Genomic DNA, 25,203 nt, shown 5'->3' on the forward strand with positions numbered 1-25,203 from the left:
ATCAGGGTGCGACCGGCGCGCCTGTGCCAGCGGCGAGGGTTGTGCCCTTCTGGAGGGCAAGCCGCTGTGCGTCCATGACGTTCAGCGGCAGCAGCGCGTAGTCGCCGATGCTTTCGGCGAAGGCCAGGCCCGCATGACGCTGCAGCCAATGCGCCTGCCGAACGGCAGCATCGTGGTCGCCGCGAGCACGCAACAGGTCCAGCTGCAACACCCGCCACTGGAACAGGCTTGCATCGGGTCGCTGGGCCAGCAGTGACTGCGCATGCGCCAACTTGCCCTGGTCGAATGCGATACGCGCCTGCAGCAGGTTCCACAGTTCGCGCAGGCGAGGATCACCATCCCGTTCCGGCAGGGCCTGCAGCGCGTCCTGCCGATTGGCCACCACGGACGCCTGTCCGGCACGTACGGCATGGTAGGCCGTCGCCAAGGCAATGAATGCGTTGCGGCGCGCGGGCGCCGGCTGACTGCGATCGATGGCCGCCAATGCCCGGTCCAGTACCTGCTGGTACTGCTGTTCCACAGCCGGGGCACCGGCTTGTCCGCGCCAAGCCAGTGCCTGCAGGGCCAGGATGTCGCACATGCCGCCGCGAGTTCTGCATTGCGACGCCAGCTGTTGCATGTCAGCGGCCGCCTCCGTCCTGCGGTCCTGCATGGCCAGCACCGCCGCGCGCTCCATGCGCGTGCCAAGCCCGAGCGGTGCCATGGCTTCGAAACTGGCGTTGGCTGCAGCGAAATCACCGGTCAGTGCTGCCAGCACCGGCTCCATGCCATCGCCATTCCAGCCCGGATGCAGCCGGGCGCCCCGCAGCGCGGCATCTGCGGCGCCCGTCTCTCCGCGTGCCAGCTGGATCCGTGCGACGAACGCCAGCACCAATGCACGACGCGAGTGCTGGCGGCCAAGCAATGGCTGGGCAGCTGCCAGGGAGCCGTCATAGTCCCCCTGCGCGAACAGCACCATCGCGTAGTTCATCCAGCCGGCCGGGTCGTCCGGGTACAACTCGGTCAGCATGCGCCATTTGTCAGCGATGCGTGCAGGCGGTGCACCTTCGAAATCGGCCGCCCAGGCATCGAGATAGAGCTGGTCGCGCGCGGTCAGGTGCGTACGCTGGCTGACCGCCTTGTGGTACAGCGCCGCGGCCTGCTCCAGGTTGCCCTTGGCGTGCTGGATGTTCATCTGCCCGACGTAGGCGAAGGCAAAGGCAGGATCCAGCCGGGTTGCCTGCTCGAAGAACATCAACGCATCGTCGTAGCGCGCCGCAGCCGTTGCATCCACGCCCTTGGCATACGCATGCAGTGCGTCCAGATTGGCGGTAGCCACGGTAGGCAACGGTCGCTGGTCAGCGCCGACGTCACGAAGCGCTTCGCCAAGGTCGGTACGCAACGCCGCAACCACGTGATCGGTCGAGGCGAGGATGGAGTCCAGCCCGCGGCCGTCGGCAAAGCGCGTGTAAACGGTCTGTCCACTACGCGGATCCACGACTTCGACACTGACCCGCACTTTGCCGTTGAGCTCCAGCACGCTGGGGATCAATACCGCACGAACTCCGTCACGCAGCGCGACCTCGATGGCCAGCCTGCGGTCCAGCCGCGCCTGCGGAGGGCGCTGCATCAGCTGCAGCGTGTCACGCACCTTCAGCTCGCTGAGGATGTTGACGAAGCGCGACTGTCCCAGGCTGATATACAGCGCCTGCTCCAGGCTGCTGTCCAGCTGCGGATAAGCCGTGGCGTTGTGCACCGCCGCCACGATCACCCAATCGCGTTCGGCGAAGGCGATGGCCGGTGCCGGCCGAAACAGTGTCCACAGCACTCCGCATAGCGCCAGCATGAGCGCCGCCTCGGTCACCAGCGCGGCTGGGCGACGCCACAGCGGCAGATCCCGCCACGCTTTTTCGCCCGAGCGCGGGCGACGTAGCGGGGCGCTGCCACGCAGTCCCACCTCGAAGACTTCCTGGCGTTCGCCGATGCCCTTGAAGCGCCAGCAGCCGTGATCCTTCCAGCGCAGCTCATCGGCCGCCCAGGGCAGTTCGCTGGCTGCCCGACGCGCCATCTGTTCGGCAGCCGAAGACAGCAGGACCTGCCCAGGCCACGCCAGCTGCATCAGGCGCGCAGCCATGGGCTTGGCCAGGCCTTCCACCTCCACCGGCTTTGCGCCGTGAGCAACGGCCTCGGCACTGTTGTTCCACAGCAGCACGTCACCCACGTGCAGGCCGGCGCGTGCACGCAGGACGACGCCACGTTCGCGCCCCAGTGCATCAACGGCGTTCTGGTAGGAAAGGGCAAAGCCGATGCCATCGATGGGACGTTCGAACAGGATGAACAATCCGTCAGAGCGATCGATCAGCTGGCCGTTCCAGCGCTGCTGCAGGCCCAGCACCAGACGGTCATGCTGCTGGAACAGCTCAGCGGCGGCAACGTCACCGATCCGCTCGACCAGCTGCAGCGAATCGCACAGATCGGTGAACAGCAGGGTCCGCACTTGCGAACTCTGCATCGGGAGGAAATCCGGAATGCCGTCCATTGCCACCTCTGCTGCTCATTGTCCGTTTTCGGAGTCGCCGCCCCAGCGCAGGCAGTTGCCGCCATCGCGCTTGGCCTGGTACAGCGCACGATCCGCACAGGCATACCACTCGCTCCAGCCTGCCTCCGGCGCCAGCAGGCTGGCACCGATGCTGACCAGGCTGACATGCGGCGTGCCATGACTGCGTTCGAGCAGGCCATGCACCGCGCTGAGGATGAACTCGGCCGCGTGCTGCACGATCTCATGGTTGCCACGGCGCAGGATCAGGCAGAACTCATCGCCGCCGAGGCGGCAGGCCAGGTCCTGCTCACCGGCCATCGAGCGCAGGATGTTGCCCATGCTCTGCAGCACTCGGTCGCCGGCCTGGTGGCCGTGACGATCATTGATCTGCTTGAAGCGGTCGCAGTCGATCAGCAGCAGTGCCTGCGGCAACCCGTCACCATCGGCGCGGCACTCCTGCAGGTACAGGGTGAGGCCGCGACGGTTGTGCAGCCCGGTCAGTTCATCGGTACGCACCAGTTCACGGGTGTGGGTCAACTGGTGTGTGGTGATGTACAGGTTGTCCAGCGCGGTTTCCAGATCGTGGTTGCGCCGGCGCAGCTGGCTGATCAGGGCCTGCTCGTTGGTCAGCACGCGCATGATCGTGCGGCGCAGGAAGTAGGCGACCAGGCCGGGATCGGATTCCACCAGGCGATGGAAGTCAGCCGGGCCCAGCTCCAGCACTTCACAGTCGGCCAGCGCGCGTGCACTGGCGCTGCGCAGGTGATCGCCGACCAGCAGGCCAAGCTCACCGAAGAACTCATGCTGGCCGAGCGTCTTGATCACCAGGTCCTCGCCGAAGTCCAGTTCGATCTGGCCCTGGAGGATCACATACATCCGTTCGCCGCGATGGCCACGCTGGAACAACCACTGTCCGGCATGAAGCTTGCATGGGCGGGCAAATCTGGCAAACAATGCAACCTCGGCAGCGGAAAGCAGCGCGTGCACGATCTCGGCCATCGCCACCCGGGCGATACCTGACGTCACATCACTGTTCTCGGCCGCACCCCTGCCGGTCATTCCCTGCACCCGCCGCCAGCGTCCCCTGGTGAGCCGCGGAGCATAGCACCGCTTTAAAGTGTGCGCCCTATCTCATTTTTAATGCCCCGGCGATCTTGCCTGATGTGAGGATGCGTGGTGGCCGTTCTGGTCACGGGTGTCCGGGCAAAAGTCCTGCTGGATCAACCCGATGGCACTCTTCACAGGCTTTCGGCCAAGTTGCCGGTACGCGGGGGTGCGCCTGATTGACGCTGCTTGCTGACCACGCCTTTGCATCGATACAACAACGCCGGCAGGTCCCCCGACCGGCCGACGTTGTCTGGCCCTTCCCTGGCCACCCTGATCGGATCTCCAGGCTTCGGTAGAGCCTGGCCGCTGGCCGGCTTCCCCGTGGTGCCCGGAGGATCGCGTGGTTGCCGGCCAGCGGCCGGCACTACCGCATCACGCCGCGCGTTCGCTGCGCCCGCCGTGGAACTGCTCTTCCTCGGTCGAGCCGGTCAGCGCGGTGGTCGACGACTGGCCCTGCTGGATCGCCTGGGTCACCGCATCGAAGTAGCCGGTGCCGACCTCACGCTGGTGCTTGACTGCGGTGAAGCCGCGCTCGGCCGCTTCGAACTCGGCCTCCTGCAGTTCCACGAACGCGCTCATCTGCCGACGCGCGTAGCCATGGGCCAGGTTGAACATCCCGTAGTTCAGCGCATGGAAACCGGCCAGGGTGATGAACTGGAACTTGTAGCCGTAGCTGCCCAGTTCACGCTGGAACTTGGCGATGGTGGCGTCATCCAGGTTCTTCTTCCAGTTGAAGCTGGGCGAGCAGTTGTAGGCCAGCAGCTTGCCTGGGAACTTCGCATGGATTGCCTCCGCGAATTTCCGAGCGAATTCCAGATCCGGCTTGCCGGTCTCGCACCACACCAGGTCGGCATAGGGCGCATAGGCCAGGCCGCGGCTGATCGCCTGGTCCAGGCCATTGCGGGTCTTGTAGAAGCCCTCGACGGTGCGTTCGCCGGTAGCGAAGGGCTTGTCGTTGCCGTCGATGTCGCTGGTCAGCAGATCGGCAGCCTCGGCATCGGTACGCGCCACCAGCAGGGTCGGCACGCCCAGCACGTCCGCGGCCAGGCGCGCAGCGTTGAGCTTTTCTATCGCCTCGCGGGTCGGCACCAGCACCTTGCCGCCCATGTGGCCGCACTTCTTCACCGAGGCCAGCTGATCTTCGAAGTGCACGCCAGCGGCGCCGGCTTCGATCATCGCCTTCATCAGCTCGAACGCATTGAGCACGCCACCGAAACCGGCTTCGGCATCGGCCACGATCGGCTGCAGGAAGTCGATGTCGTCCTTGCCCTCAGCGTGGTGCAGCTGGTCGGCGCGCAGCAGCGTGTTGTTGATGCGCTTGACCACCGCCGGCACCGAATCGGCCGGGTACAGCGACTGGTCCGGATACATCTGACCGGCCAGGTTGGCGTCGGCCGCCACCTGCCAACCGGACAGGTAGATCGCCTTCAGGCCCGCCTTGACCTGCTGCATGGCCTGGTTGCCGGTCAGTGCACCCAGCGCGTTGACGAACTCGCGCTCATGCAGCGACGCCCACAGCTTCTCCGCACCCAGGCGGGCCAGCGAGTGCTCGATGTGGACGGTGCCGCGCAGGCGCACCACGTCGGCGGCGCTGTAGTTGCGCTGGATGCCTTCCCAGCGCGGGTTGGTATCCCAGTCGTGCTGGATCTGTTCGGCAGTGGGCAGCTTGCTCATGTCTTTCTCCAGTTCGGTTCGTGCGTGCAGCGGGGAGGGAAACGGCGGGATACGCGGGCGGCGATCAGTCGATGCGCGCGTAGGCCGGCAGGGTCAGGAAATCGGTCAGTTCTTCGCTGCGGCTCAGTTCGCCGAGCAGGGCGATGGCCTCGCCGATGCGTGCGCCACCGGGCAGCGCGCTGGTATCGCCCATCCTTGCCGGCAGCTGCGAAAGGGTGGAATCCAGCAGCGCCGGGTCGATCGCAGTGCCATCGTCCAGTTGCTGGCCCGGCGTATGCAGCCACTGCCACAGCTGGCTGCGACTGATCTCGGCGGTGGCCGCGTCCTCCATCAGGTGATGGATCGGCACGCAGCCGTTGCCATCCAGCCAGGCGGCCAGGTAGCGCACGCAGACTTCCACGTTGCCTTCGAAGCCAGCGCGGGTGATGGTGCCGGGCGGCCGTGCGATCAGTTCGTCACGGCCTGCGCGCACATCCTGGCGCAGCACGCTGTGCTGGTTCGCACCGGGCATGTGTTCGTCGAAGATCGCCATCGCCACCGGAATCAGCGCCGGATGCGCGACCCAGGTGCCGTCGTGGCCGGCGGTCACTTCGCGCAGCTTGTCGGCGCGCACGCGTGCCATCGCCTGTTCGTTGGCAGCGGCATCGTTGTTGATCGGAATCTGCGCGGCCATGCCGCCCATCGCATGCGCACCACGGCGATGGCAGGTCTGGATCAGCAGTTCCGAATACGCCTTCAGGAACGGCTGGGTCATGGTCACCTGGCCGCGCTCGGGCAGCACGCGATCGGCGTGGCGGCGGAAGGTCTTCAGGTACGAAAAGATGTAATCCCAGCGCCCGCAGTTCAGGCCGACGATGCGATCGCGCAGCGCGTGCAGGATCTCGTCCATCTCGAACACCGCCGGCAGCGTTTCGATCAGCACGGTCACTTTGATCTGGCCGTGCGGCAGGCCGAGCATGCCTTCGATGTGCGACAGCGCGGTCTCCCACAACCCCGCCTCTTCCATGCTCTGCAGCTTGGGCAGGTAGAAGTACGGGCCGCGATCCTTGGCCTGCAGGGTGCGGGCGTTGTGGAAGGCGAACACCGCCGCATCGAACAGGCCGCCGGCAATGAACTGGCCATCGATGCGCACGTGCTTCTCGTCCAGGTGCCAGCCGCGCGGGCGCACGATCAGCACCGCCTGCTCGTCGTACGGGCGCAGGGCGTAGTGCTTTCCATTGGGTGCGGTGTATTCGAGATCGCCACGCACTGCGGCAGCCAGCGACTGCTGACCCGCCAGCAGGTTGCGCCAGGTCGGCGAGGTCGAGTCCTCGAAGTCAGCCATGAACACCTTGGCGCCGGAGTTCAGCGCGTTGATGACCATCTTCGGGTCGGTCGGGCCGGTGATCTCGACACGGCGATCCTGCAGCGCGGCCGGCAGCGGGGCAACGCGCCAGTCGCCACTGCGGATCGCGGCGGTGTCTTCGCGGAAGTCCGGCAAGCCGCCCTGGTCGAAGAACGCCTGGCGCTCGCGGCGCGCCTGCAGCCGTGCCTGCCGGCCCGGTTCCACCGCACGGTGCAGCGACACCAGCAGGGCCAGCAGCGGCGCCGGCAGCAGGGTGTCCTGGCCGGCCACGCGGGTCGCCAGGGCGATGCCGGGGGTGGCCTTGCTGGCGGGGGTGGGAACAGCGGAAGCGACGGCGGACATGGGGCGACTCCAGCGGTGGGGGAACGTCTCCACGGTGCCGCTGGGGCCGAGTATTTGGCAAAACAGTTTTTGCAATGTTCTACATAATTTGTGCTAATACTTGTGACACGATGAGCACACGCCCCCCGCCAAGCCCTCGTTTTTCCTACAAATCCGACCGGCTGAAGCCGCTGCGCGCGTTCTGCCAGACCGTACGCCTGGGCTCAGTCTCACGGGCGGCTGAGGCACTTTTCGTCAGCCAGCCGGCCATCAGCCTGCAGTTGCAGGCGCTGGAACGGGAGCTGGGGGTGCCGTTGTTCGAGCGCAGCGGGCGCCGTCTGGTGCCCAGCCGCGAGGGCCAGCTGCTGTACGAAATGGCACAGCCGCTGGTGGAGAACCTGGACGGGCTGGAGGCGCGTTTCCGCGACAAGGTGCGTGGCCTGGACGCGGGCGAGCTGAACATCGCCGCCAACAGCTCGACCATCCTGTACCTGCTGCCGAAGATCGTCGAACGCTTCCGCCTGCATCATCCGGACGTGCGCCTGACCCTGCACAACGCGATCAGCGCCGACGGCACCGACCTGCTGCGCGAGGACGCCGCCGACCTGGCGATCGGTTCGATGACCGATGTACCGGCCGACCTCAGCTATGCGCCGGCCTACCGTTTCGAACAGGTGCTGATCGCCCCGCATGACCATCCGCTGGCCAGCGGTGGCGAGCTGGAACTGGCCGACATCGCCCGTTATCCGCTGGTGCTGCCGCCGAAACGGCAGATCACCTACCGGCTGGTGGACCAGGTGTTCCAGCGTCACCGCATCGCGTACACGGTCGCGCTGGAGGTGGGCGGCTGGGAGGTGATCAAGCAGTACGTGGCGATGGGCATGGGCATTTCCATCGTGCCGGCGCTGTGCCTGAACGAGGCTGACCGCGAACGGTTGGCGGCGCGTTCGATGAAGCGCTGGTTCCCCGAACGCAGTTACGGGGTGATCGTGCGGCGTGGCAAGGCGTTGTCGGCGCAGGCGCGGGCGTTCATCGAGCTGATCCAGCCGGAGTTGTTCAGTCCGCGCGATTACGACCAGAGCGGGCATTCGGAGCGGTGAGGGTGTGCGGCAGGGCTGCGCCCTGCACCTGCCGAATCAACGGTAACGGCAGAGGAAACGGCAACGTCAAAGGCAACAGCGGGGATTCCGTGGCGGGTGGGGCGGTGTGGCCTGCTCTTGGTGGGTGTCGACCTTGGTCGACACGGTTGGTCCACGCCATGCGTGGATGACGATTCCCGGCGTCGGGCTGGATAGACTGCACCCATGTCCATCGAACTCCGCCACCTGCGCTACTTCCTCGCCGTTGCCGATACGCTGCATTTCGGACAGGCGGCGGAGCGGCTGGGTATGTCGCAGCCGCCGCTCAGCCAGCAGATCCGCCAGCTGGAGGACCTGATCGGTGCGCGCTTGTTCGTGCGCAGCCATCGTCGTGTACAGCTGACGCCTGCCGGTGAGCTGCTGCAGGAACGGGCACGCGCCATCGTGCAGCAGGTGGAAACGGCGGTGGATGAGGTGCAGCGCGCGCAGCGCGGTGAGCAGGGTGAGTTGCGCATCGGCCTGACCCGGGCCACGCCGCTGTCACCGCAGATTCCGCGTTCGATCCTGCGCTACCGCCAGCAGTACCCGCAGGTGCGACTGCAGCTGAGCGAGATGAACACCCTGCAGCAGATCGATGCGCTGCTCGATGGCAGCCTGGACGTGGGCATCATCCGCAAGCGCGCGTTGCCGCCGGAGCTGGTGGCCCACAGCCTGTTCGTCGATCCGCTGGCGTTGATCGTGCATGCCGACCACCCTGCCCTGCGCAGGCTGTCGAAGCAGGGCACGCTGTCGCTGCGCGACTTCGCGCAGGAACCGTTCGTGGCATTCCGGCGCAGCGCCGGCGCCGGCATCCATGACCACATGATCGCGTTGTGTGCCGCCGCCGGCTTCACTCCACGCATCGTGCAGGAAGCCGGTGAGGCTTCGACGCTGATCAGTCTGGCCGCCGCCGGGCTGGGTGCGGCAATCCTGCCGTCGTCGTGCGACCACATCCGCGTGGAGGGTGCACGCTTCGTGGCGCTTGCAGACGCCGGCGCGCATTCGGAGGTGCAGCTGGCGTGGCATCGCGAGGGGGTGACGCCGTTGATCCGCAATTTTGCTGGGCTGCTGCGCGGGGCGTTCGCGGAGGGGTGATACGGCCGACCATGCAGCTTTGGTAGATGCCAACCTTGGTTGGCCCCCCTGCCAGAGCGCCGATCAAGGTCGGCATCTACCAGAGCAGCGCCGCGCCCAAGTGGAGCGCGCGTTGGGTCACGCCGTCACCGGCTGCGGGGTGCGCTGCTGCAGCGCCCAGACGATGCCACCACCGATCAAAGTCAGCACGGCAGCGAACAGGCACACGCCCAGCCAGTCCCAGGCCGCATAGGCCAGGCCGCCGACTCCGCCCAGCACACTGGACCCGAGGTAGTAGGCAAACAGATACAGCGCTGAGGCTTCCGCGCGCATCGCACCGGCACGGCTGCCAACCCAGCTGCTGGCCACCGAGTGGCCACCGAAGAAGCCGAAGGTCACCAGCGCGATGCCCAGCGCCATCGTGCTCAGCCATGGCATCGCCAGCAGCACGATGCCGGCACCGATCAGTGCGAACGAGATCGACAGGATGCGGCCGCGTCCGTAGCGCGTGGCCTGCTGCCCCATCCATGCCGAACTGAAGGTACCCACCAGATACACGCTGAAGATCAGTCCGACTACGGTCTGGCTGAGGTGGTACGGCGGCGCCAGCAGGTGGTAGCCCAGATAGTTGTAGAGGGTGACGAACACACCCATCAGCACGAACGAGGTAGCGAACAGCCACGGCAGGCCCGGGTCGGCGAACAGCGTGCGCCAGCGCGACGGCAACTGGCGCAGGCCATCACGGCGGGGATGGAAGTGGCGCGACGGCGGCAGCTGCAGCCACAGCAGCACGGTGCTGGCCACTGCGATGATCGAGACCACACCGATGCCCCAGCGCCAGCCCCAGTGGTCAGCGATGATGCCGGCCAGCAGGCGCCCGCTCATGCCACCAATGGCATTGCCGCCGATGTACAGGCCCATCGCCAGGCCCAGCGCGCGGCTGTCCATTTCCTCGACCAGGTAGGTCATCGCCACTGCCGGCACGCCGCTCAGCGCCAGGCCAAGCAGGGTGCGCAGCACCAGCAGCGTGGTCCAGTCGTCCACCAGCGCAGTGCTCAGCGACAGCATGGCCGAGGCCAGCAACGCAGCGATCATCAACGGGCGACGGCCGACCGCGTCGGACAGCAGGCCGGCCAGCAGCATTGCCACCGCCAGCGTACCGGTGGTCAGCGACAGCGACATCGCGCTGCCGGCGGCGGACACGCCGAAGTGGCGGCTGAACTCGGGCAGCAGCGGTTGCACCGTGTACAGCAGGCCGAAGGTGGAGAAGCCGGCCAGGAACAGCGCCAGCGCGGTTCGACGGAAAGCCGGTGTGCCCTGCTGGATGCGGGTCTCGGCGTCGGAGTCGACGGTGTGTAGGCGGCGCTCGACGGCCGCCGTGGTTTCGCCAGTCATGGAATCGAGGGGCCGGTGGGGACGGCCGGGCGTGGGAGGGAACGGGCCTCAGACTAGGCCCGCCCATCCAGTCGATCCATAACCTGATAGGTCAGGATTGATACACAGGAAGTATCAATTCAGCTTACAGGCGCTGCCACTCGAAGCCAGCGCCTCGGCGGTAATACACCGCCACGGCGCGGCCGTAGACCTTGTCGGCGTCGACAAAGCCGAAGAAGCGGCCATCGAAGCTGTTGCCACGGTGGTCACCCAGCACCAGCACCTTGCCGTCCGGCACCACCAGGTCGGCGATGTCCGGGCCGCCGCCCATGTCCAGGTCGAGGCTGGCATGGCGGTCGCCGAAGGCTTCCACGTCCTGCAGGTCGGCAATCTGCAGCGGCTGGCCGTTGATGCTCAGATGGCCGTCGCGCAGCTGCACGTGATCACCGGCCACTGCTGCCACGCGCTTGATCAGGCGGGTGCCGTCGGCCGGTGAATCGAACACCGCCACTTCACCGCGCTGCGGAACGCCGGTGGACATCAGTTCCTTGCCGGTGAACGGCAGGCGCAGGCCATAGGCCCGCATGTCCACCACCACCCGGTCGCCGGGCTGCAGGGTCGGCTGCATCGAGCCGCTGGGCACCACGTAGTGGTTGGCGAGGGTATCGCGGGCGGCGGCGAGCAGGCCCAGCATCACCAGCAACGGCAGCGCCTCCTTCTTCAACCAGGCAAGTGCGCGTTCGGAAAACGGGGGACGGGCAACAGCATCCATGACAGGCTCCGGGTGATTGGTAGCTGCATCAGACCACATCCGGGCGCAGGAGGTTCCGTTAGCGCCGGGCATGGCCCCGCGCTACCGATGCACGGGTTACGCAGGTTTTACGCCCCGACCCGGCCGCGGGCATCGCACCTTTACGGCCACCACGCGCATCGTGTGCCCACCGCGCCGCAGGGCGCATTCCGCAAGGTGTTGTATGACCCTCCTGGTGATCCGCCACGCGTCTTCGTCGGCGCCGCGCCCGCAGCTGCCGGCGCAGCTGAGCGGCCATCGCGTGCTGTGCAGCGACTGCGCCAGCCTGTCCGAGGTGCGCCAGTGCCTGTGCCAGCCACAGGCACGCTCGGCCGACTGGGTACTGCTGGATGTCGGCGCCGCCGACGAGGCGCAATGGCAGGCCGAAGGTGGCGCGCTGCAGGCGGCGCTGGAACGGCTGCCGGCGCAGTACATCGAGCTGCAGTCCCCCAGCGAGCCCGGCCTGGAGGCACGCCTGCGCCTGCAGCACGGTCCCGCCGCAGTGGTGGTCGACCAGCGCAGCCAGCAGGCCGGTTACCCGTTGTCGCTGGCCATCGTTGGCCGCCGTCTGGCGCAGGAGGGCTGAGCCATGTCGATCTTCATCATCCGCGGCCCGGAAGCGGCCGGTGCATTGATCCGCACGGCAATGCCGCTGCCGGCGCCGGTACTGAAGTCGCTGGTGCATCGCGCGATCGACGCCGGCACCAGCGTCGCGATCCGTGCCTGCGGTTCGGAACAGGAACTGCTGGATGCGCTGCGCGTGGCCGATCACAGCCGTGGCGAGGTGACGCTGCTCGATCCGGGTGCGTGTGCCAACAGCCTGCGCCTGCAGCGGCTGCTGCCGTACCTGCACAACGCCTACGTGGAAGTGCATGACGACGGCGCGGTGGCCGAGCCGTGCCTGCCGGCCGGTGTCGGCCAGCGCCTGGGCATCGCCGCGGGGTATGGCGCGCAGAGTTATGTGCTGGCGCTGGACATCGCGCTGGACCACCTGGGGTTGGCCGAGCAGGCGAACCGGGTGCATGTAGGGACGTGATGGCCGGGCTGCGCCCGGCACCCGGGGGTAGTGCCGGCCGCTGGCCGGCAACCTCAACAACAACAGCAACAGCGGAGGCTGGCATTGCTTGGGATGGCGGGGTGGGTCCGGTTGCGGGGGACGCTGCAAGTACGTCCATGTAAGCTCGGTCGCGCCATCCATGGCGCTCACGCCCCCGCAACCGGACCCACCCCGCCTTCGACACGTTTCCGCGACCTATCGGAATGGCATGGCCTGCTCTGGGTGGGTGTCGACCTTGGTCGACACATGGATCCACGCCATGCGTGGATGAGCGACACAACGAAAAACGGCGGGGTTGCCCCCGCCGTTCTTTCTTTCGTACTTCAGGCCGCGCTTACTTCAGGCCGCGGAACTTCAGCAGCGGCTCCACCGACGGGTCCTTGCCGCGGAAATCGCGGTAGAGGGTCGACAGCTCCACGCTGTTGCCGCGCGAGAGGATCTTGTCGCGGAATTCCTGGCCATTGGCGGCGGTCAGGCCACCGTGTTCGGTGAACCACTGGTAGGCGTCATGGTCCAGCACTTCGGCCCAGAAGTAGGCGTAGTAACCGGCCGAATAACCACCACCCCAGATGTGGTCGAAGTAGGTGGTGCGGTAACGCGGCGGCACCTGCGGCAGGTCGACCTTGAACTTCTTCAGTGCGCTGGCTTCAAACGCACCGACATCCTGCAGCGGCGCATCGGCCTTCTGCGTGTGCCAGGCCAGGTCCAGCAGCGCGGCCGACAGGTACTCGGTGGTCGCATAGCCCTGGTTGAAGCTGCGTGCCTTGAGGATCTTGTCGACCAGTTCCTGCGGCATCGCCTCGCCGGTCTTGTAGTGCTTGGCGTAGTTGGCAAACACCTTCGGATCCAGCGCCCAGTGCTCGTTGAACTGCGACGGGAACTCGACGAAGTCACGCGAAGTGGCGGTGCCGGCGATCGACGGGTATTTCACGTTCGAGAACATGCCGTGCAGCGCATGGCCGAACTCATGGAACATCGTGGTGACGTCGTCGAAGCTGATCAGCGCAGGCTGGCCGTCGGCCGGCTTGGTGAAGTTGCAGACGTTGTAGACCACCGGCTTGGCACCGGTCAGGCCGTCCTGTTCGACGAACACGTCCATCCATGCGCCGCCGGACTTGGTGTCACGCTTGAAGTAGTCGGTGTAGAACAGGGCCAGCGAAGTGCCGTCCTTGTCGAACACTTCGTATACCTTCATGTCCGGGTTGTAGGTCGGAATGTCGGTACGCGGCTTGAAGGTGATGCCGTACAGCTGGGTGGCGGCGTAGAAGACGCCGTTCTGCAGCACGTTGTCCAGTTCGAAGTACGGCTTGATCTGCGACTCGTCCAGATCGTACTTGGCCTTGCGCACCTGTTCGGCGTAGAAATCCCAGTCCGAAGCAGCGACCTGGAAACCACCCTTCTGCGCGTCGATCACCTTCTGGATCTCGCCGGCTTCGGCACGCGCCTTGGCCGTCGCGGCCGGCACGGTGTCGGTCAGCAGCTTGAGCGCAGCGGCCGGGGTCTTGGCCATCTGGTCGCCCAGCTGGTAGTCGGCGAAGGTGTCGAAGCCGAGCAGCTTGGCCTTCTGCGCACGCAGCTGTGCCAGGCGCTGTACGGTCTGCCGGGTGTCGTTGGCATCGCCACGCTCTGCGCGGGTTTCCGAAGCCTTCAGCACCGCGGCGCGCTGGTCACGATCGGTCAGCGAACCGAGCACCGGCTGCTGGGTGGTGTTCTGCAGCGGCAGCAGGAACTTGCCATCCAGCTTGCGGTCCTTGGCGGCAGACGCAGCGTTGTTGATCGCATTGTCGTCCAGGCCGGCCAGCTTGGCCTTGTCGTCGACGACCACGGCGGCAGCGGCGGTAGCGGCCACCAGGCGGGTGTGGAACTGGGTGGAGAGGGTGGTCTCTTCCACGTTGAGCTTGCGCAGGCTCGCCTTGTCGGCGTCGGACAGCTGGGCACCGGCGCGCACCAGGCCGTCGTAGTAATGCTCGACCAGGCGCTTCTGCACCGGGTCCAGTTCCAGCGTGTCACGCTGGTCGTACAGCGACTTCACACGCGCGAACAGCTTCGGGTCGAGGTTGATCTCGTCCTGGTGCGCGGCCAGCTTCGGTGCGATGTCTTCCTGGATCTTCTGGCGCGCTTCGGTGCCGTCGGCCTGGACCAGGCCGAAGAAGATGCGCGACACGCGGTTCAGGGTCTCGCCGCTGCGCTCCATCGCCACCAGCGTGTTGTCGAAGGTGGCCGGCTCAGGGTTGTCGGCGATCTTGCGGACATCAGCCAGGTGCTGGCGCATCCCTTCTTCGAAGGCCGGCAGGTAGTCGCTGTCCTTGATCTTGTCGAACTGCGGGGCCTGGAACGGCAGCGTGCTGGCGCTCAGCAGCGGGTTGGTGGAGGCTTCGGCCGGCTGCTGGGCCGGGGCTTTCTGGGCATCGGACACGGGGGTGGACTCCTTGCCGGAACAGGCCGCCAGCGCCAGGCTGATGGCGGCGGCCAGGACTACGGTACGCGACATGTAAAACGCTCCTTGGGCAGACGGTATGGGATACCAGCCGTCCACCCTACTCCTGTCGCGCACGCCCGGCATGTGCCGGACGTGGCGTCTAGGCAGCGGCGCGCGGCCGGCTCAGACCGTGCCGCGGGTCTTGCCGATCCAGGGCCGGTAGAACTCGCGGATCGCCGCCATGTCGGCTGCGTCGTCTCCGCTGGGATGGAACACCGGGCCGATGCCGATGATCTTTTCCGGGTAATGGAAATACGCCGCCAGAACCGGCACATCAGCCATCCGCGCGATCTTCAGGAAACCGGCCTTCCAGTCCTTCACCGCCTTGCGCGTGCCTTCCGGGGTGATGGCAAACCACATCTTCTCGTTGTTGCGCAGCAGGTCCACCGCCTGGCCCACCGTGCCCTGCGGCGAACTGCGGTCCAGCGGGATCACGCCCAGCTTGTGCAACAGGGGGCCCAGTGGCCACCAGAACAGCGAGGCCTTGCCCAGCACCTTGACCTTCATGCCCAGTGCGATCTTGGCCGCCATGCCCCACAGGCCATCCCAGTTGGACGAATGCGGGGCGATGATGAAGACCAGCTTCGGGATGTCGGGCAGGGTGCCGGTAACCTTCCAGCCGCCCATGCGCAGCGTGCAGCGCGCCAGCCAGCGCAGGAAGCGGTTGGGTTTGACCTGCGGCATGTTCGGCGGAATGGCCGGCAGCAACGGCGTCGGGTTGTTCAAGCAATCACTCCCAGTCACGTGATGAGCGCCCGCGCTTGACCTGCGCGCGCCCGCGTTTGGCGTCCAGACGACGCAGTTTCGACCCGAGGGTCGGCTTGGTGGCCTTGCGTGGCTTGGGCACGTGCAGCCCGGCCTGGATGAAGGCCGCCAGCCGATCGCGCGCATCCTCGCGATTGCGATCCTGGGTACGGAATCGTTGCGCGTCGATGACCAGCACGCCTTCGCCGGTCATGCGCCGGTCGCGCCGCGCCAGCAGGCGTTCGCGCAACGGTTCGGGCAACGAGGGCGAGCCGGCCACATCGAAACGCAGTTCCACCGCGGTGGAAACCTTGTTGACGTTCTGGCCACCGGCACCACTGGCACGCACGAACCGCTCGACGATCTCGCCGTCGGGGATTTCAAGCTGCGCGCTGATGGTGACCGGTCCACTGCCCATCCGCGCATTGTAGCGGCAGCCACGCGACGGAGTGCGTCATTGCGCACCGTATGCCGCCGATCAGGTACCGAACACGCCGCCTTCGCCTCGGCTGCCGGTATGCTGGCCGTCCCATGTACTGCAGGAAGCCCCGCATGACCCGCACCACACCCGCCCTGCCGTCCCTGCTGCGCCGCGCCGCCCTGCTGCTGGCGCTGGCCGTGGCCAGCGTTCCGGCACTGGCCGCCCCGCCGACCGATGGCGACATCAACCGCCTGCTGTCAGCCTCGCGCGCGCAGAGCATGATCGACACCATGCTGCCGCAGATCGAGGCGATGCAGCAGCAGCAGTTCCAGCAGGTGGCCGCGCAGCGCCAGCTCAACGCCCAGCAGCAGGAGCAGCTGAAGCGGATCCAGGCGCGGACCAGCCAGACCCTGCGCCAGGCCCTGTCGTGGCAGCAGCTGCGGCCGATGTACGTGGACCTGTACAAGAAGACGTTCAGCAAGGAAGACGTGCTGGCGATGGCCGAGTTCTACGAGAGCGCCGCCGGCCAGAGCCTGCTGGACAAGACCCCGGCCCTGATGCAGAACGTGATGGTGGCGATCCAGGCCCGCATGCAGCCGTTGTTCGCGGACCTGCAGAAGGACCTGGAAGCGATCGTCAACGAGCCGGAAAAGAAGTGAGGTAGTGCCGGCCGCTGGCCGGCTCCCCAGTACATCTGGAATCGCGTAGCTGCCGGCCAGCGGCCGGCACTACCGTCAAGCGGTATCCACCTGCCAGCCGAACAGGTCCAGCGCCTTCTGGAACCCGCCGTCCAACGGCGCACGCACGTCCACCGTGCCACCGTCCGGATGCGGGAAGCGCAGGCGCTCGGCGTGCAGCAGCATGCGGTGTACGCCCTGCATGCGGAAGATGCGGTTGTGCCGGCCATCACCGTGGCTGGTGTCGCCGATCATGTGGTGCGACAGGTGCTTGAGGTGCCGGCGGATCTGCCGGAAACGCCCGGTCTGCGGCTGGCAGCGCAGCAATGCATAGCGCGAACTGGTGAACTCACCGATCGGCACTGACAGCTCGCCAGTGGCCAGGCGCTGGAAGTCGGTCACTGCCGGCTTCTTCACCGGCTTGCCCGGGCCACCGTCCAGGTCGTGGTCGACCCGCCAGGACAACTCGGCCGGCCAGCCACGGCAGACCGTCAGGTAGTCCTTGGCCACTTCACCGCCCATCAGCGCCTTGCCCAGCGCGCTGGCGGTCTCGCGGTCGAAAGCCAGCAGCAGACAGCCGCTCGTCGCCCGGTCCAGGCGATGCACGAGGAAGATCGGGCGACCCAGCTGCTCGCGCAGGCGGTCGGCCAGGAAGTCGTCTTCGCCACGGGCCAGCTTGCTGTCGTGGACCATCAGCCCGGCAGGCTTGTTGACCACGGCCAGGCGCTCATCCAGGTGCAGCAGCTGCAGGGGCGCGGTGTCGGTCTCGACCGCGGCGAGGGTATCGGGTTCGGTGCTCACCGCGGGATTATACGGGTGCCCTGATCGGGGTCAGATCCCTTTCCCTGTGGAAAAGGGATCTGACCCCAGGTAGGCAGATGCGCCGGTCAGGCGTTGCGCACGGCCAGCAACTCGCCGTTGCCCACCGGCACCAGGCTGGTGCTGAAGTCCGGATCAGCATCCAGCAGCACGCGCAGCGGTTGCATCTCTTCCGCATGCGAGGTGGCGTTGTCCACCACCAGCAGGCCACCGGGGCGCAGCACGCGGCGCAGCTGCGGCCACCAGCCGGCGTACTGCCCGCGGTCCGAATCGAGGAACAGCAGGTCGATGCAGGCATCGGCGGCCTGCGCCAGCCAGAGCCCGGCATCGCCATGGACCAGGCTGATGCGATCACCCAGGCCACTCCGTGCAAACGTGGCTCGCGCCATCGCCACCTTGTCGTCGGCGTACTCCAGCGTGGTCACGTGGCCGTCGATGGCGGCGGCGGCCTCGGCCAGCCACAGCGTGGAATAGCCGTTGGACGTACCGATTTCCAGCACCCGGTGAGTGTTGCCGAATCGCACCAGAACCGACAGGAATTCACCGGTGTCAGGCGTGATGTTGAGCATGCGTCGGCCGCGCTCGCTTTCGCGTGCGTCGTTGTCGGCGCCGAAGCGGACCAGCTCGTCCTTGAGCGCTTTCAGCACGGGGCCTACTTCCACCACGCGCGCAGCAGCGCGACCGCACCGACCGCACCGGACAGCCAGCTCCACATCGGCAGGTCACCCCAGTACCAGCCCGGCGGCTGCACCACATACATCAGTGCGGCGATGGCCAGCAGGCCGACACCGGTGATCGCACCCACCGCGCGCTTCTGCAGGCGCTGCACGCTGGCATCCAGTGCGGCCAGGTCGCGCGAACGCATCGACAGTTCGTGGCGTCCTTCCACCTGCTGGGTCAGCCAGGCGTGTACCAGGCGCGGCATGTCCGGCGCGTGGGTCATGATTTCCGGCAGCCGCTTGCCGATCTCGCGCACCACGCGGCGCGGGCTGTAGCGCTCGCGCAGGATCTTCGCCAGCACCGGCTTGGCCACTGCCCAGATGTCGATCTGCGGGTCGAGCTGGCGGCCGACGCCTTCGATGTTCAGCAGGGTCTTCTGCAGCAGGATCAGCTGCGGCTGCAGGGTCAGCTGGTAACGCTGGGCCACGCGGAACAGCTTCATCAGCACTTCGGCCAGCGAGATCTGCGACAGCGGCCGGGTGAAGTACGGCTCGCACACCGAACGCACGGCGGCCTCGAGATCATCGATGCGCACGTTGTCCGGCATCCAGCGCGCCTGCACGTGCAGTTCGGCGATGCGGCGGTAATCGCGGTTGAAGATGGCCATGAAGTTCTCGGCCAGGTAGTACTGATCTTCCTGGGAGAGCTGGCCCATGATGCCGAAGTCCAGCGCGATGAAGCGCGGGTTGGCGCGGCGCGACGGATCGGTGTCGACCCAGATGTTGCCGGCATGCGCGTCGGCATGGAAGAAGTTGTCGCGGAACACCTGGGTGTAGAACACCCGCACCCCCTTGGCAGCCAGTGCCTTGCGGTCGATGCCCGCCTTGTCCAGTGCAGCAATGTCATCGGAGGGGATGCCCCACACGCGCTCCAGGGTCAGCGCGCGCTCGGCGGTGTGGCTCCAGATCACTTCCGGCACGTACAGGTCGTCGCTGTTTTCCCAGAAGCGGCGCAGCACGCTGGCATTGGCGCCTTCGCGCTGCAGGTCCAGCTCGGCGGACAGAGTGTTTTCGACTTCGGCCACCACTTCGCGCGGGCGGATCTTGTCGGCGCGCGGATGGGTGCGCTCGACCAGGGCAGCCAGCGAATTGAGCAACGCGATATCGGCGTCGATCTGCTTCTCGATGCCCGGGCGCAGCACCTTGACCACCACCTGGCGGCCATCGGCCAGCGTGGCCGCGTGCACCTGTGCGATCGACGCCGAGGCCAGCGGCTCGGTGTCGAAGCTGGCGAAGGCCTCGCTGACCGGCAGGCCGAGCGCTTCTTCGACGATGCGGCGTGCGGTCTCGCCATCGAACGGCTTGACGCGGTCCTGCAGCAGGGTCAATTCATTGGCCACGTCCGGCGGCACCAGGTCGCGGCGGGTGGACAGGATCTGGCCGAACTTGACGAAGATCGGGCCGAGATCCTGCAGTGCCAGGCGCAGGCGTGCACCGCGCGACTGAGCAGCGATGTCGGCCGAAGCGCGCGGCACGAACGGCTTGGCCAGGCGCAGCCAGCGCTCGGCGGGGGTGCCCTGCAGCAGGTCGTCCAGGCGGTAGCGCAGGATCACCCGGCCAATGCGGCTGGCGCGCAGCACAGCCTTCATGCGGCACCCCGCAGGCGCTGTACGCGCGCGCCGAGACGTTCGACGTCATCGCGCAGCACGTCCACATCATCATGGAAGGCATCCAGCTCAGCGCGCGGCACCACGTCGCGCGATTCCTCGGTGATGAATTCGGCGGCGCTGTGGGCCAGGTCGATCGCGCCCTGCCGCGCGTGCTGCAGCGCGCTGCGCAGGGTGTTGGCAACCTGCACGCCCAGCACCTCGCCGAACACGCTGACGAAGGGCTGTTGCCAGTCCGGATCGAAGCCCTTGGCGAGCTGCTGCAGGCGGCGCGCCAGTTCGGCATCGCCGGCCACGCGCACGCGGCCCTTGCCGTTGTTGTCGGCGCGCCGTGCACTGGCCAGCAACGGCAGCTGCGCGAGCACGCCGGCCAGGCTGCTGCGCACGGCCAGATCGGCTTCCTGTGCGTCCACTGGACCGACCCGCAGCTGGTCGCCATCGACACTGATGCGCATCGCCAGAGAGGGCGCTTCCAGGGTCAGGTCGATATGCCGGCCATCCAGGCTGGCCAGCGCGTGGCGGGTATCCGGATCCAGCGCCAGCGCGCGGTTCAGGGCGATCTGCAGGGCGCGGCCGGCGACCGGCTTGAGGGACTTGAGCAGGGAGAGAGCCATGTGTGCATTCTACCTGCGTGGGTGGGGGGCTTGGGCCGGGCTGCTGCCCGGCACCCGCAGAGGCCACTGCCAGAGCAACATCAAAGGCTGGCTTCCTGTGGGAGGCGGGGTGGTGTGGGTTTACGGGGACGCCGTGAACCCGTCCATGGGGGCTTGGTCGCCGCTTGCTCGTGTGCGCTGTCCTGCGCACACGGCAAGACCGGGGTTGGGCGTCCTGCCCAACCCGCCCGAGGCATGCCTCGGGCCCATGCGGCTCACACCCCGCAAACCCACACCACCCCGCCTTCGACAGTTTCCTGCAGTCTGTCGGAACGACTGGGGTCGGATCCCGTTGCTGCGCAACGGGCTCTGACCCCAATGCTGATGGCATCTCGCGTTGGTAGATGCCGACCTTGGTCGGCTCTGGATTTCCGGGAGCCAACCAAGGTTGGCCGCTACTTGAGCCGGCCGCCAGGCGGTTCATCTGTGCCTCACCTGAGCGGCAATGGAAGGTTCATGCTGTACGGCCACGCAACGCAAAGGACATCGCAACACCATGGCACGGACCCGGGTCGGCATCATCTTCGGTGGCAAGTCTTCCGAGCACGAAGTTTCGCTGCAGTCGGCGAAGAACATCCTCGATGCGCTTGATCGCGAGCGCTTCGAGCCGGTGCTGGTCGGCATCGACAAGCAGGGCCAGTGGCATCTGAGCCAGCCGGATACCTTCCTGATCAATGCCGATGATCCGTCGCGCATCGCGCTGCATCGGTCCGGCACATCGCTGGCGGTACGCCCGGGTGCCGAGCAGTCACAACTGCAGCCGTCCGATGCAGCCAGTGCGCTGGGACAGATCGATGTGGTGCTGCCGATCGTGCATGGGCCGCTGGGCGAGGACGGTGCGTTGCAGGGCCTGCTGCGCATGGCCAACCTGCCCTTCGTCGGTTCGCCGGTACTGGGCTCGGCGGTGGCGATGGACAAGGACGTGACCAAGCGCCTGCTGCGCGACGCTGGGCTGCAGGTGGCACCGTGGCTGTGCATCCGTCGCCATCAGGCGGCGGCAGTCGATGTCGATGCGGTGATCGCGCAGCTCGGCCTGCCGTTGTTCGTGAAGCCGGCCAACCAGGGTTCGTCGGTGGGTGTGAGCAAGGTCAAGGATGCGGCGGGCTTCGCCGGGGCACTGGAACTGGCGCTGCGTTATGACCACAAAGTGCTGGTGGAATCGGCGGTGGTCGGCCGTGAGATCGAGTGCGCGGTGCTGGGCAACGAATTGCCGCAGGCCAGCCTGTGCGGCGAGGTGGTGGTACACGACGAGTTCTACGCCTACGACACCAAGTACATCAACGAGGATGGCGCCGAGGTGGTGGTGCCGGCGGATATCGATGCCGCAACCCGGGCGCGCATCCAGCAGATCGCGCTGCAGGCCTACCAGGCGCTGGAGTGTGCGGGCATGGCGCGCGTGGATGTGTTCCTCACCGCAGACGGTGAGATCGTCATCAACGAGGTCAACACGCTGCCGGGCTTCACCCGCATCAGCATGTACCCGAAGCTGTGGGGCGCCAGCGGTGTGGACTACACCACGCTGATCACGCGCCTGATCGAACTGGCGCTGGAGCGCCATGAAGCCGATCGCGGATTGCACAGCGCCGTGTAGGGGGCGCTCTCTGTAGAGTCGAGCATGGCTCGACTCTACAAAGGAGCGTGCCGACCAACGGTCGGCACCCACCGGAAAGAGCAGTGCCGGCCAGCGGCCGGCACTACCCTGCGGTCTTCTAACCGCGCTTGCGGAACATCGAGATCACTGCCAGTACCAGGAACACAACGAACAGGATCCAGGCAATGTTGCTGGCGGCACCGGCGATGCCGGAGAAGCCGAGCACGGCGGCGATGATGGCGATGACGAAGAAAATAACGGCGTAATGCAGCATGGTGCTCCTCGCAGATGTCCGGGCCGTTGGATGGCGTGGGTCCATCCTCCCGATTCGGCGGTGTGCAACCAGTGATGGCAGGCTCTGCGCGTGATGAAGTCTTCAGCGCCGTGAGCCTGACGTCATGACGCAGCCTTCAGCCTGCGCAGCCCTTCTTCAATGCTGACCTGCGGCACGTAGCCGAAATCGCGGCGCGCCGGTTCCATGCTGTACCAGTGAGGCGTGCACAGCTGCTCGGCCAGGAAGCGGGTCAACGGCGGCTCGCCGCGCAGGCGCAGCAGCGGCCACAGCCGTTCGCAGACCGCACCAATGCGATAAGCGGTCTTGAAGCTGATCGCCTTGTCCACCGTCGGTGCACCCACAGCGGCCAGCAGCTTGTTGACCAGCTCGCGCATCGGCAGCGGTTCGCCGTTGGAAATGAAGTAGGCCTTGCCCGCACACGCTGCACCCGGGGCCAATGCCTCGAAAGCGAGGAAGTGCGCGAGCGCGGCGTTGTCGATGTAAGTGGTATCCACCTTGTTGTTGCCATCGCCGACCAGGCGCAGGCGGCCCTGCCGTGAACGTTCGGCCAGGCGCGGCACCAGCTGCTGGTCGCCCGGGCCCCAGATCAGGCGCGGGCGCAGCGCCACCGTCGCCAACGAGGCGTCGTTGGCCGCCAGCACGCGCTGTTCGGCAATCGCCTTGGTCGCCGCATACGGTGCCTGGAAATCTTCGCCGTACGGGACTTCGTCGGCACCCAGGCCCTCCACCGGATGGGTGGCGCGGTGGGTAACGCTGGGCGTGGAGGTGTAGACCAAGCGGCTGATGCCATGTGCACGGCAGGCCGCGATGACGTTGTCGGTGCCGGCCACGTTGGCCTGGTGGTAGCTGTCATAGCTGCCCCAGGCGCCGGCCTTCGCACCGTTGTGGAATACCGCATCGACGCCGGCCACCGCGTGCAGCACCGCCTGCGCATCGGCCAGATCGCCGCGGATCTGGCCCACGCCCATGGCCTGCAGTTCCGGGTAGTGGCTGCGGTTGAACGCCAGCACCTGGTGGCCACGTTCGACCAGACCGCGGCACAGCGCCTGGCCAAGGAAACCACCACCACCGGTGACCAGGATCTTCATGCGCGCTTCTCCAGTTCGGCGCTGGCCCAGACGGCGAGCTTCTCGCGGCCGATCTTGGCGTTGTGACGGATATCAACGGGGAACGCCGGATGCACCAGGAAGTGCTGCAGGCCGGCTTCTGGCGCGCGGGCTGCTGCGTGCGCACGCAGCGCTTCCTGCAGCGCCGGGCTGTCTGACTGACCACGTTGCAGTTCCACGCACAGCACCGGCACCTGCGCACCGGCCGGACCAACACCGACCAGCGCCGTGCGCGCAACCCCGGGCACGGTATTGAACACCGGCTCGACCTGCTCGGTGTACAGCGGCCCATGCGCGGTTTCCACCCGATGGGTCTTGCGGCCGCAGAACCACAGACGACCCTGCGCATCGAAGTAGCCGACGTCGCCCATGCGATGCACGACGCGCACGCTGCCATCAGCCAAGGTCTCGCTGATCTTCGCCGCCGCGGTGGCCTGCGGGCGGTTGAAGTAGCTGTCGGTGGCGGTCGGTCCGGCCACGGTGATCTCGCCCACCTCGCCCACCGCCAGCACACGCGCCTGCGACCAGTCCGGCAGCGGTGCGTCATCGATGGCGATGATGCGCACCTCGTTCGGCTCGACCACGCTGCCCACGCAGGTACCGGCGCCGGCCTCGGTAGCAGCACGGGTGCGCTCCAGCTCGCGGCCCTCCACCACCGCCACCGGCAAGCATTCGGTGGCGCCATACGGGGTCCAGAACTGCGCATCGGCGGGCAGCAGACTGCGGATGGTAGCGACCACATCCGGCGGCACCGGCGCACCGGCCGAGGTCACCCGGGTCACCGTTGGCAGGGGCCGGCCGTGGCGGGCCAACACCCGCATCAGCGCCGGCGAGCCGAACAGCTGGGTCACCCCGAAGCGCTGGATCGCGTCATGCAGCCGCGCAGGGTCGGCCTGCGCCGGCCGGGTAGGGTCCATGTCCGGAATCACCGAGGTCAGGCCCAGCGCCGGGTCGAACAAGGCAAACGGCGGGAAGGTCGGCAGGTCCACGCCGCCCGCTTCCATGCCGAAGGCGCTGCCCAGCAGCTGGATCTGGCCGACAAAGTGGCGGTGGCGGTAAACCACGCCTTTGGGCACGCCGGTCGAGCCGCTGGTGAACAGGATCGCGGCCATGTCCTCGCCATCGGTAGCGGCCAGCATCGGTCCCCCGTTGGCGCCAGCGCGTTCCAGCGCGGCCAGAGTGGTTCCGCCCCAGCCCAGGCGCCGACCGACGGTGACCAGACGGGTTGCCGACGGTGCCCAGCGCAGCACCAGCCGCGCCACATGGGCCAGCGGAATGCCGATGAAGGCTTCCGGCTGCGCCTCGTCCAGGCACTGCTTCAGCGCGCGCTTGTCGATGCCCGGGTCGACCAGTACCGGCACCGCGCCCAGCTTGAACAGCGCGAACATCAGCAGGAAGAACTCCGGCGACGGCCGCACCATCACCACCGTGCGCACCCCGCGGCCGATCCCATAGCCGGCCAGGCCGGCGGCCATGGCGTCGCTGCGGGCGTCCAGCTGGCGGTAATCCAGGGTCACATCGTAGGCGGCCATGCCGTTGCCGGCGCCGCGGCGGCCAGGGCAGCGGATGGCGATCTGGTCGGGGCGTTCACGCGCCAGTTCAGGCAAACGGGCCGAAATATTGCAGGGTCGGTTCATCCGTTCATTGTCGCCGCTTACGGAATTTCTTGCGCGGCGGCCCACTTCGTGGAAAATCCGCACCCTCGTTCCTGATT

General features: G+C 66.9%; 22 protein-coding genes. 6 read left to right on the top strand and 16 right to left on the bottom strand.

Annotation, left to right across the window (positions count from 1 at the left end):
- Position 1 precedes the first annotated feature (1 nt).
- The 4 genes from V9K93_RS17440 to aceB all read right to left on the bottom strand — a co-directional run bounded on the left by V9K93_RS17440 (position 2) and on the right by aceB (position 6,986).
- Positions 2-2,491: a putative peptide modification system cyclase gene (locus tag V9K93_RS17440; protein ID WP_337302938.1), complete on the bottom strand. Its 2,490-nt coding sequence runs from the start codon at positions 2,489-2,491 to the stop codon at positions 2-4.
- A gap of 42 nt (positions 2,492-2,533) precedes the next feature.
- The gene (locus tag V9K93_RS17445; protein WP_337302939.1) at positions 2,534-3,577 is read right to left on the bottom strand and encodes a GGDEF domain-containing protein; all 1,044 of its coding nucleotides are present in this window, start codon (positions 3,575-3,577) and stop codon (positions 2,534-2,536) included.
- Between the two features lie 420 nt (positions 3,578-3,997).
- Positions 3,998-5,299 carry an isocitrate lyase gene (aceA, locus tag V9K93_RS17450; protein WP_004153647.1) on the bottom strand — a complete coding sequence of 434 codons (1,302 nt, stop codon included), beginning with the start codon at positions 5,297-5,299 and terminating at the stop codon, positions 3,998-4,000.
- Between the two features lie 64 nt (positions 5,300-5,363).
- Positions 5,364-6,986 carry a malate synthase A gene (gene aceB, locus V9K93_RS17455; RefSeq protein WP_337302940.1) on the bottom strand — a complete coding sequence of 541 codons (1,623 nt, stop codon included), beginning with the start codon at positions 6,984-6,986 and terminating at the stop codon, positions 5,364-5,366.
- A 110-nt stretch (positions 6,987-7,096) separates the two neighbouring features.
- On the opposite strand from aceB, the gene V9K93_RS17460 reads away from it, so the two are divergent.
- Positions 7,097-8,065: a LysR family transcriptional regulator gene (locus V9K93_RS17460; RefSeq protein WP_337302941.1), complete on the top strand. Its 969-nt coding sequence runs from the start codon at positions 7,097-7,099 to the stop codon at positions 8,063-8,065.
- 204 nt (positions 8,066-8,269) lie between these two features.
- Positions 8,270-9,178, top strand: a complete 909-nt coding sequence (locus tag V9K93_RS17465) for a LysR family transcriptional regulator (RefSeq protein WP_014645561.1) — start codon at positions 8,270-8,272, stop codon at positions 9,176-9,178.
- 117 nt (positions 9,179-9,295) lie between these two features.
- Here the strand turns inward: V9K93_RS17465 and V9K93_RS17470 are convergent, their stop codons facing one another.
- Positions 9,296-10,552 carry an MFS transporter gene (locus tag V9K93_RS17470; RefSeq protein ID WP_295381628.1) on the bottom strand — a complete coding sequence of 419 codons (1,257 nt, stop codon included), beginning with the start codon at positions 10,550-10,552 and terminating at the stop codon, positions 9,296-9,298.
- A 124-nt stretch (positions 10,553-10,676) separates the two neighbouring features.
- Positions 10,677-11,303 carry a signal peptidase I gene (lepB, locus tag V9K93_RS17475; protein WP_136640087.1) on the bottom strand — a complete coding sequence of 209 codons (627 nt, stop codon included), beginning with the start codon at positions 11,301-11,303 and terminating at the stop codon, positions 10,677-10,679.
- Positions 11,304-11,505: 202 nt separating this feature from the next.
- Between lepB and V9K93_RS17480 the strand changes: the two genes are divergently transcribed.
- Together V9K93_RS17480 and V9K93_RS17485 are read left to right on the top strand one after the other, a co-directional pair.
- Complete coding sequence (locus tag V9K93_RS17480; RefSeq protein ID WP_337302942.1) at positions 11,506-11,907, top strand: hypothetical protein; 402 nt, start codon at positions 11,506-11,508, stop codon at positions 11,905-11,907.
- A 3-nt stretch (positions 11,908-11,910) separates the two neighbouring features.
- Entirely contained in the window at positions 11,911-12,357 is a 447-nt protein-coding gene (locus tag V9K93_RS17485) for a 3-dehydroquinate dehydratase (RefSeq protein WP_004153636.1), read from the top strand.
- 355 nt (positions 12,358-12,712) lie between these two features.
- On the opposite strand, the gene dcp is transcribed toward V9K93_RS17485, so the two are convergent.
- From dcp to arfB, 3 genes are all read right to left on the bottom strand, one after another.
- Positions 12,713-14,869, bottom strand: a complete 2,157-nt coding sequence (dcp, locus tag V9K93_RS17490; protein ID WP_046985334.1) for a peptidyl-dipeptidase Dcp — start codon at positions 14,867-14,869, stop codon at positions 12,713-12,715.
- A 111-nt stretch (positions 14,870-14,980) separates the two neighbouring features.
- Positions 14,981-15,583 (bottom strand): lysophospholipid acyltransferase family protein, encoded by a 603-nt coding sequence (locus V9K93_RS17495; RefSeq protein ID WP_012509731.1) that lies wholly within the window; start codon positions 15,581-15,583, stop codon positions 14,981-14,983.
- Positions 15,584-15,587: 4 nt separating this feature from the next.
- Complete coding sequence (gene arfB / locus V9K93_RS17500) at positions 15,588-16,019, bottom strand: alternative ribosome rescue aminoacyl-tRNA hydrolase ArfB (RefSeq protein ID WP_004135621.1); 432 nt, start codon at positions 16,017-16,019, stop codon at positions 15,588-15,590.
- Positions 16,020-16,153: 134 nt separating this feature from the next.
- Here arfB and V9K93_RS17505 point away from each other — a divergent pair, with 134 nt between their 5' ends.
- Positions 16,154-16,681: a DUF2059 domain-containing protein gene (locus V9K93_RS17505; protein ID WP_337302943.1), complete on the top strand. Its 528-nt coding sequence runs from the start codon at positions 16,154-16,156 to the stop codon at positions 16,679-16,681.
- 75 nt (positions 16,682-16,756) lie between these two features.
- Here V9K93_RS17505 and V9K93_RS17510 read toward each other — a convergent pair whose 3' ends face one another.
- From V9K93_RS17510 to V9K93_RS17525, 4 genes are all read right to left on the bottom strand, one after another.
- Complete coding sequence (locus tag V9K93_RS17510) at positions 16,757-17,500, bottom strand: pseudouridine synthase (protein ID WP_046985337.1); 744 nt, start codon at positions 17,498-17,500, stop codon at positions 16,757-16,759.
- Positions 17,501-17,586: 86 nt separating this feature from the next.
- The gene (locus tag V9K93_RS17515) at positions 17,587-18,165 is read right to left on the bottom strand and encodes an O-methyltransferase (protein ID WP_295378634.1); all 579 of its coding nucleotides are present in this window, start codon (positions 18,163-18,165) and stop codon (positions 17,587-17,589) included.
- 5 nt (positions 18,166-18,170) lie between these two features.
- Positions 18,171-19,826: a ubiquinone biosynthesis regulatory protein kinase UbiB gene (gene ubiB / locus V9K93_RS17520; RefSeq protein WP_253079464.1), complete on the bottom strand. Its 1,656-nt coding sequence runs from the start codon at positions 19,824-19,826 to the stop codon at positions 18,171-18,173.
- Positions 19,823-20,458, bottom strand: a complete 636-nt coding sequence (locus V9K93_RS17525) for a ubiquinone biosynthesis accessory factor UbiJ (RefSeq protein ID WP_046985340.1) — start codon at positions 20,456-20,458, stop codon at positions 19,823-19,825. Before V9K93_RS17525 ends, ubiB begins: the two co-directional genes overlap by 4 nt.
- Before the next feature lie 535 nt (positions 20,459-20,993).
- Between V9K93_RS17525 and ddlA the strand changes: the two genes are divergently transcribed.
- Complete coding sequence (gene ddlA, locus V9K93_RS17530) at positions 20,994-22,088, top strand: D-alanine--D-alanine ligase (protein WP_337302944.1); 1,095 nt, start codon at positions 20,994-20,996, stop codon at positions 22,086-22,088.
- Positions 22,089-22,206: 118 nt separating this feature from the next.
- Here the strand turns inward: ddlA and V9K93_RS17535 are convergent, their stop codons facing one another.
- The 3 genes from V9K93_RS17535 to oleC all read right to left on the bottom strand — a co-directional run bounded on the left by V9K93_RS17535 (position 22,207) and on the right by oleC (position 25,126).
- Positions 22,207-22,362, bottom strand: coding sequence for a DUF1328 domain-containing protein (locus V9K93_RS17535; protein WP_004153593.1), 156 nt, complete (start codon positions 22,360-22,362; stop codon positions 22,207-22,209).
- Between the two features lie 122 nt (positions 22,363-22,484).
- Positions 22,485-23,471, bottom strand: a complete 987-nt coding sequence (gene oleD / locus V9K93_RS17540) for a 2-alkyl-3-oxoalkanoate reductase (RefSeq protein ID WP_337302945.1) — start codon at positions 23,469-23,471, stop codon at positions 22,485-22,487.
- Positions 23,468-25,126, bottom strand: a complete 1,659-nt coding sequence (oleC, locus tag V9K93_RS17545; RefSeq protein ID WP_337302946.1) for an olefin beta-lactone synthetase — start codon at positions 25,124-25,126, stop codon at positions 23,468-23,470. The genes oleD and oleC overlap by 4 nt, the downstream gene beginning before the upstream one ends.
- Positions 25,127-25,203: the final 77 nt, after the last annotated feature.

Source organism: Stenotrophomonas sp. CCNWLW162, assembly GCF_037203745.1.
In the GTDB taxonomy this organism is placed as follows: Bacteria; Pseudomonadota; Gammaproteobacteria; order Xanthomonadales; family Xanthomonadaceae; genus Stenotrophomonas; species Stenotrophomonas maltophilia_AQ.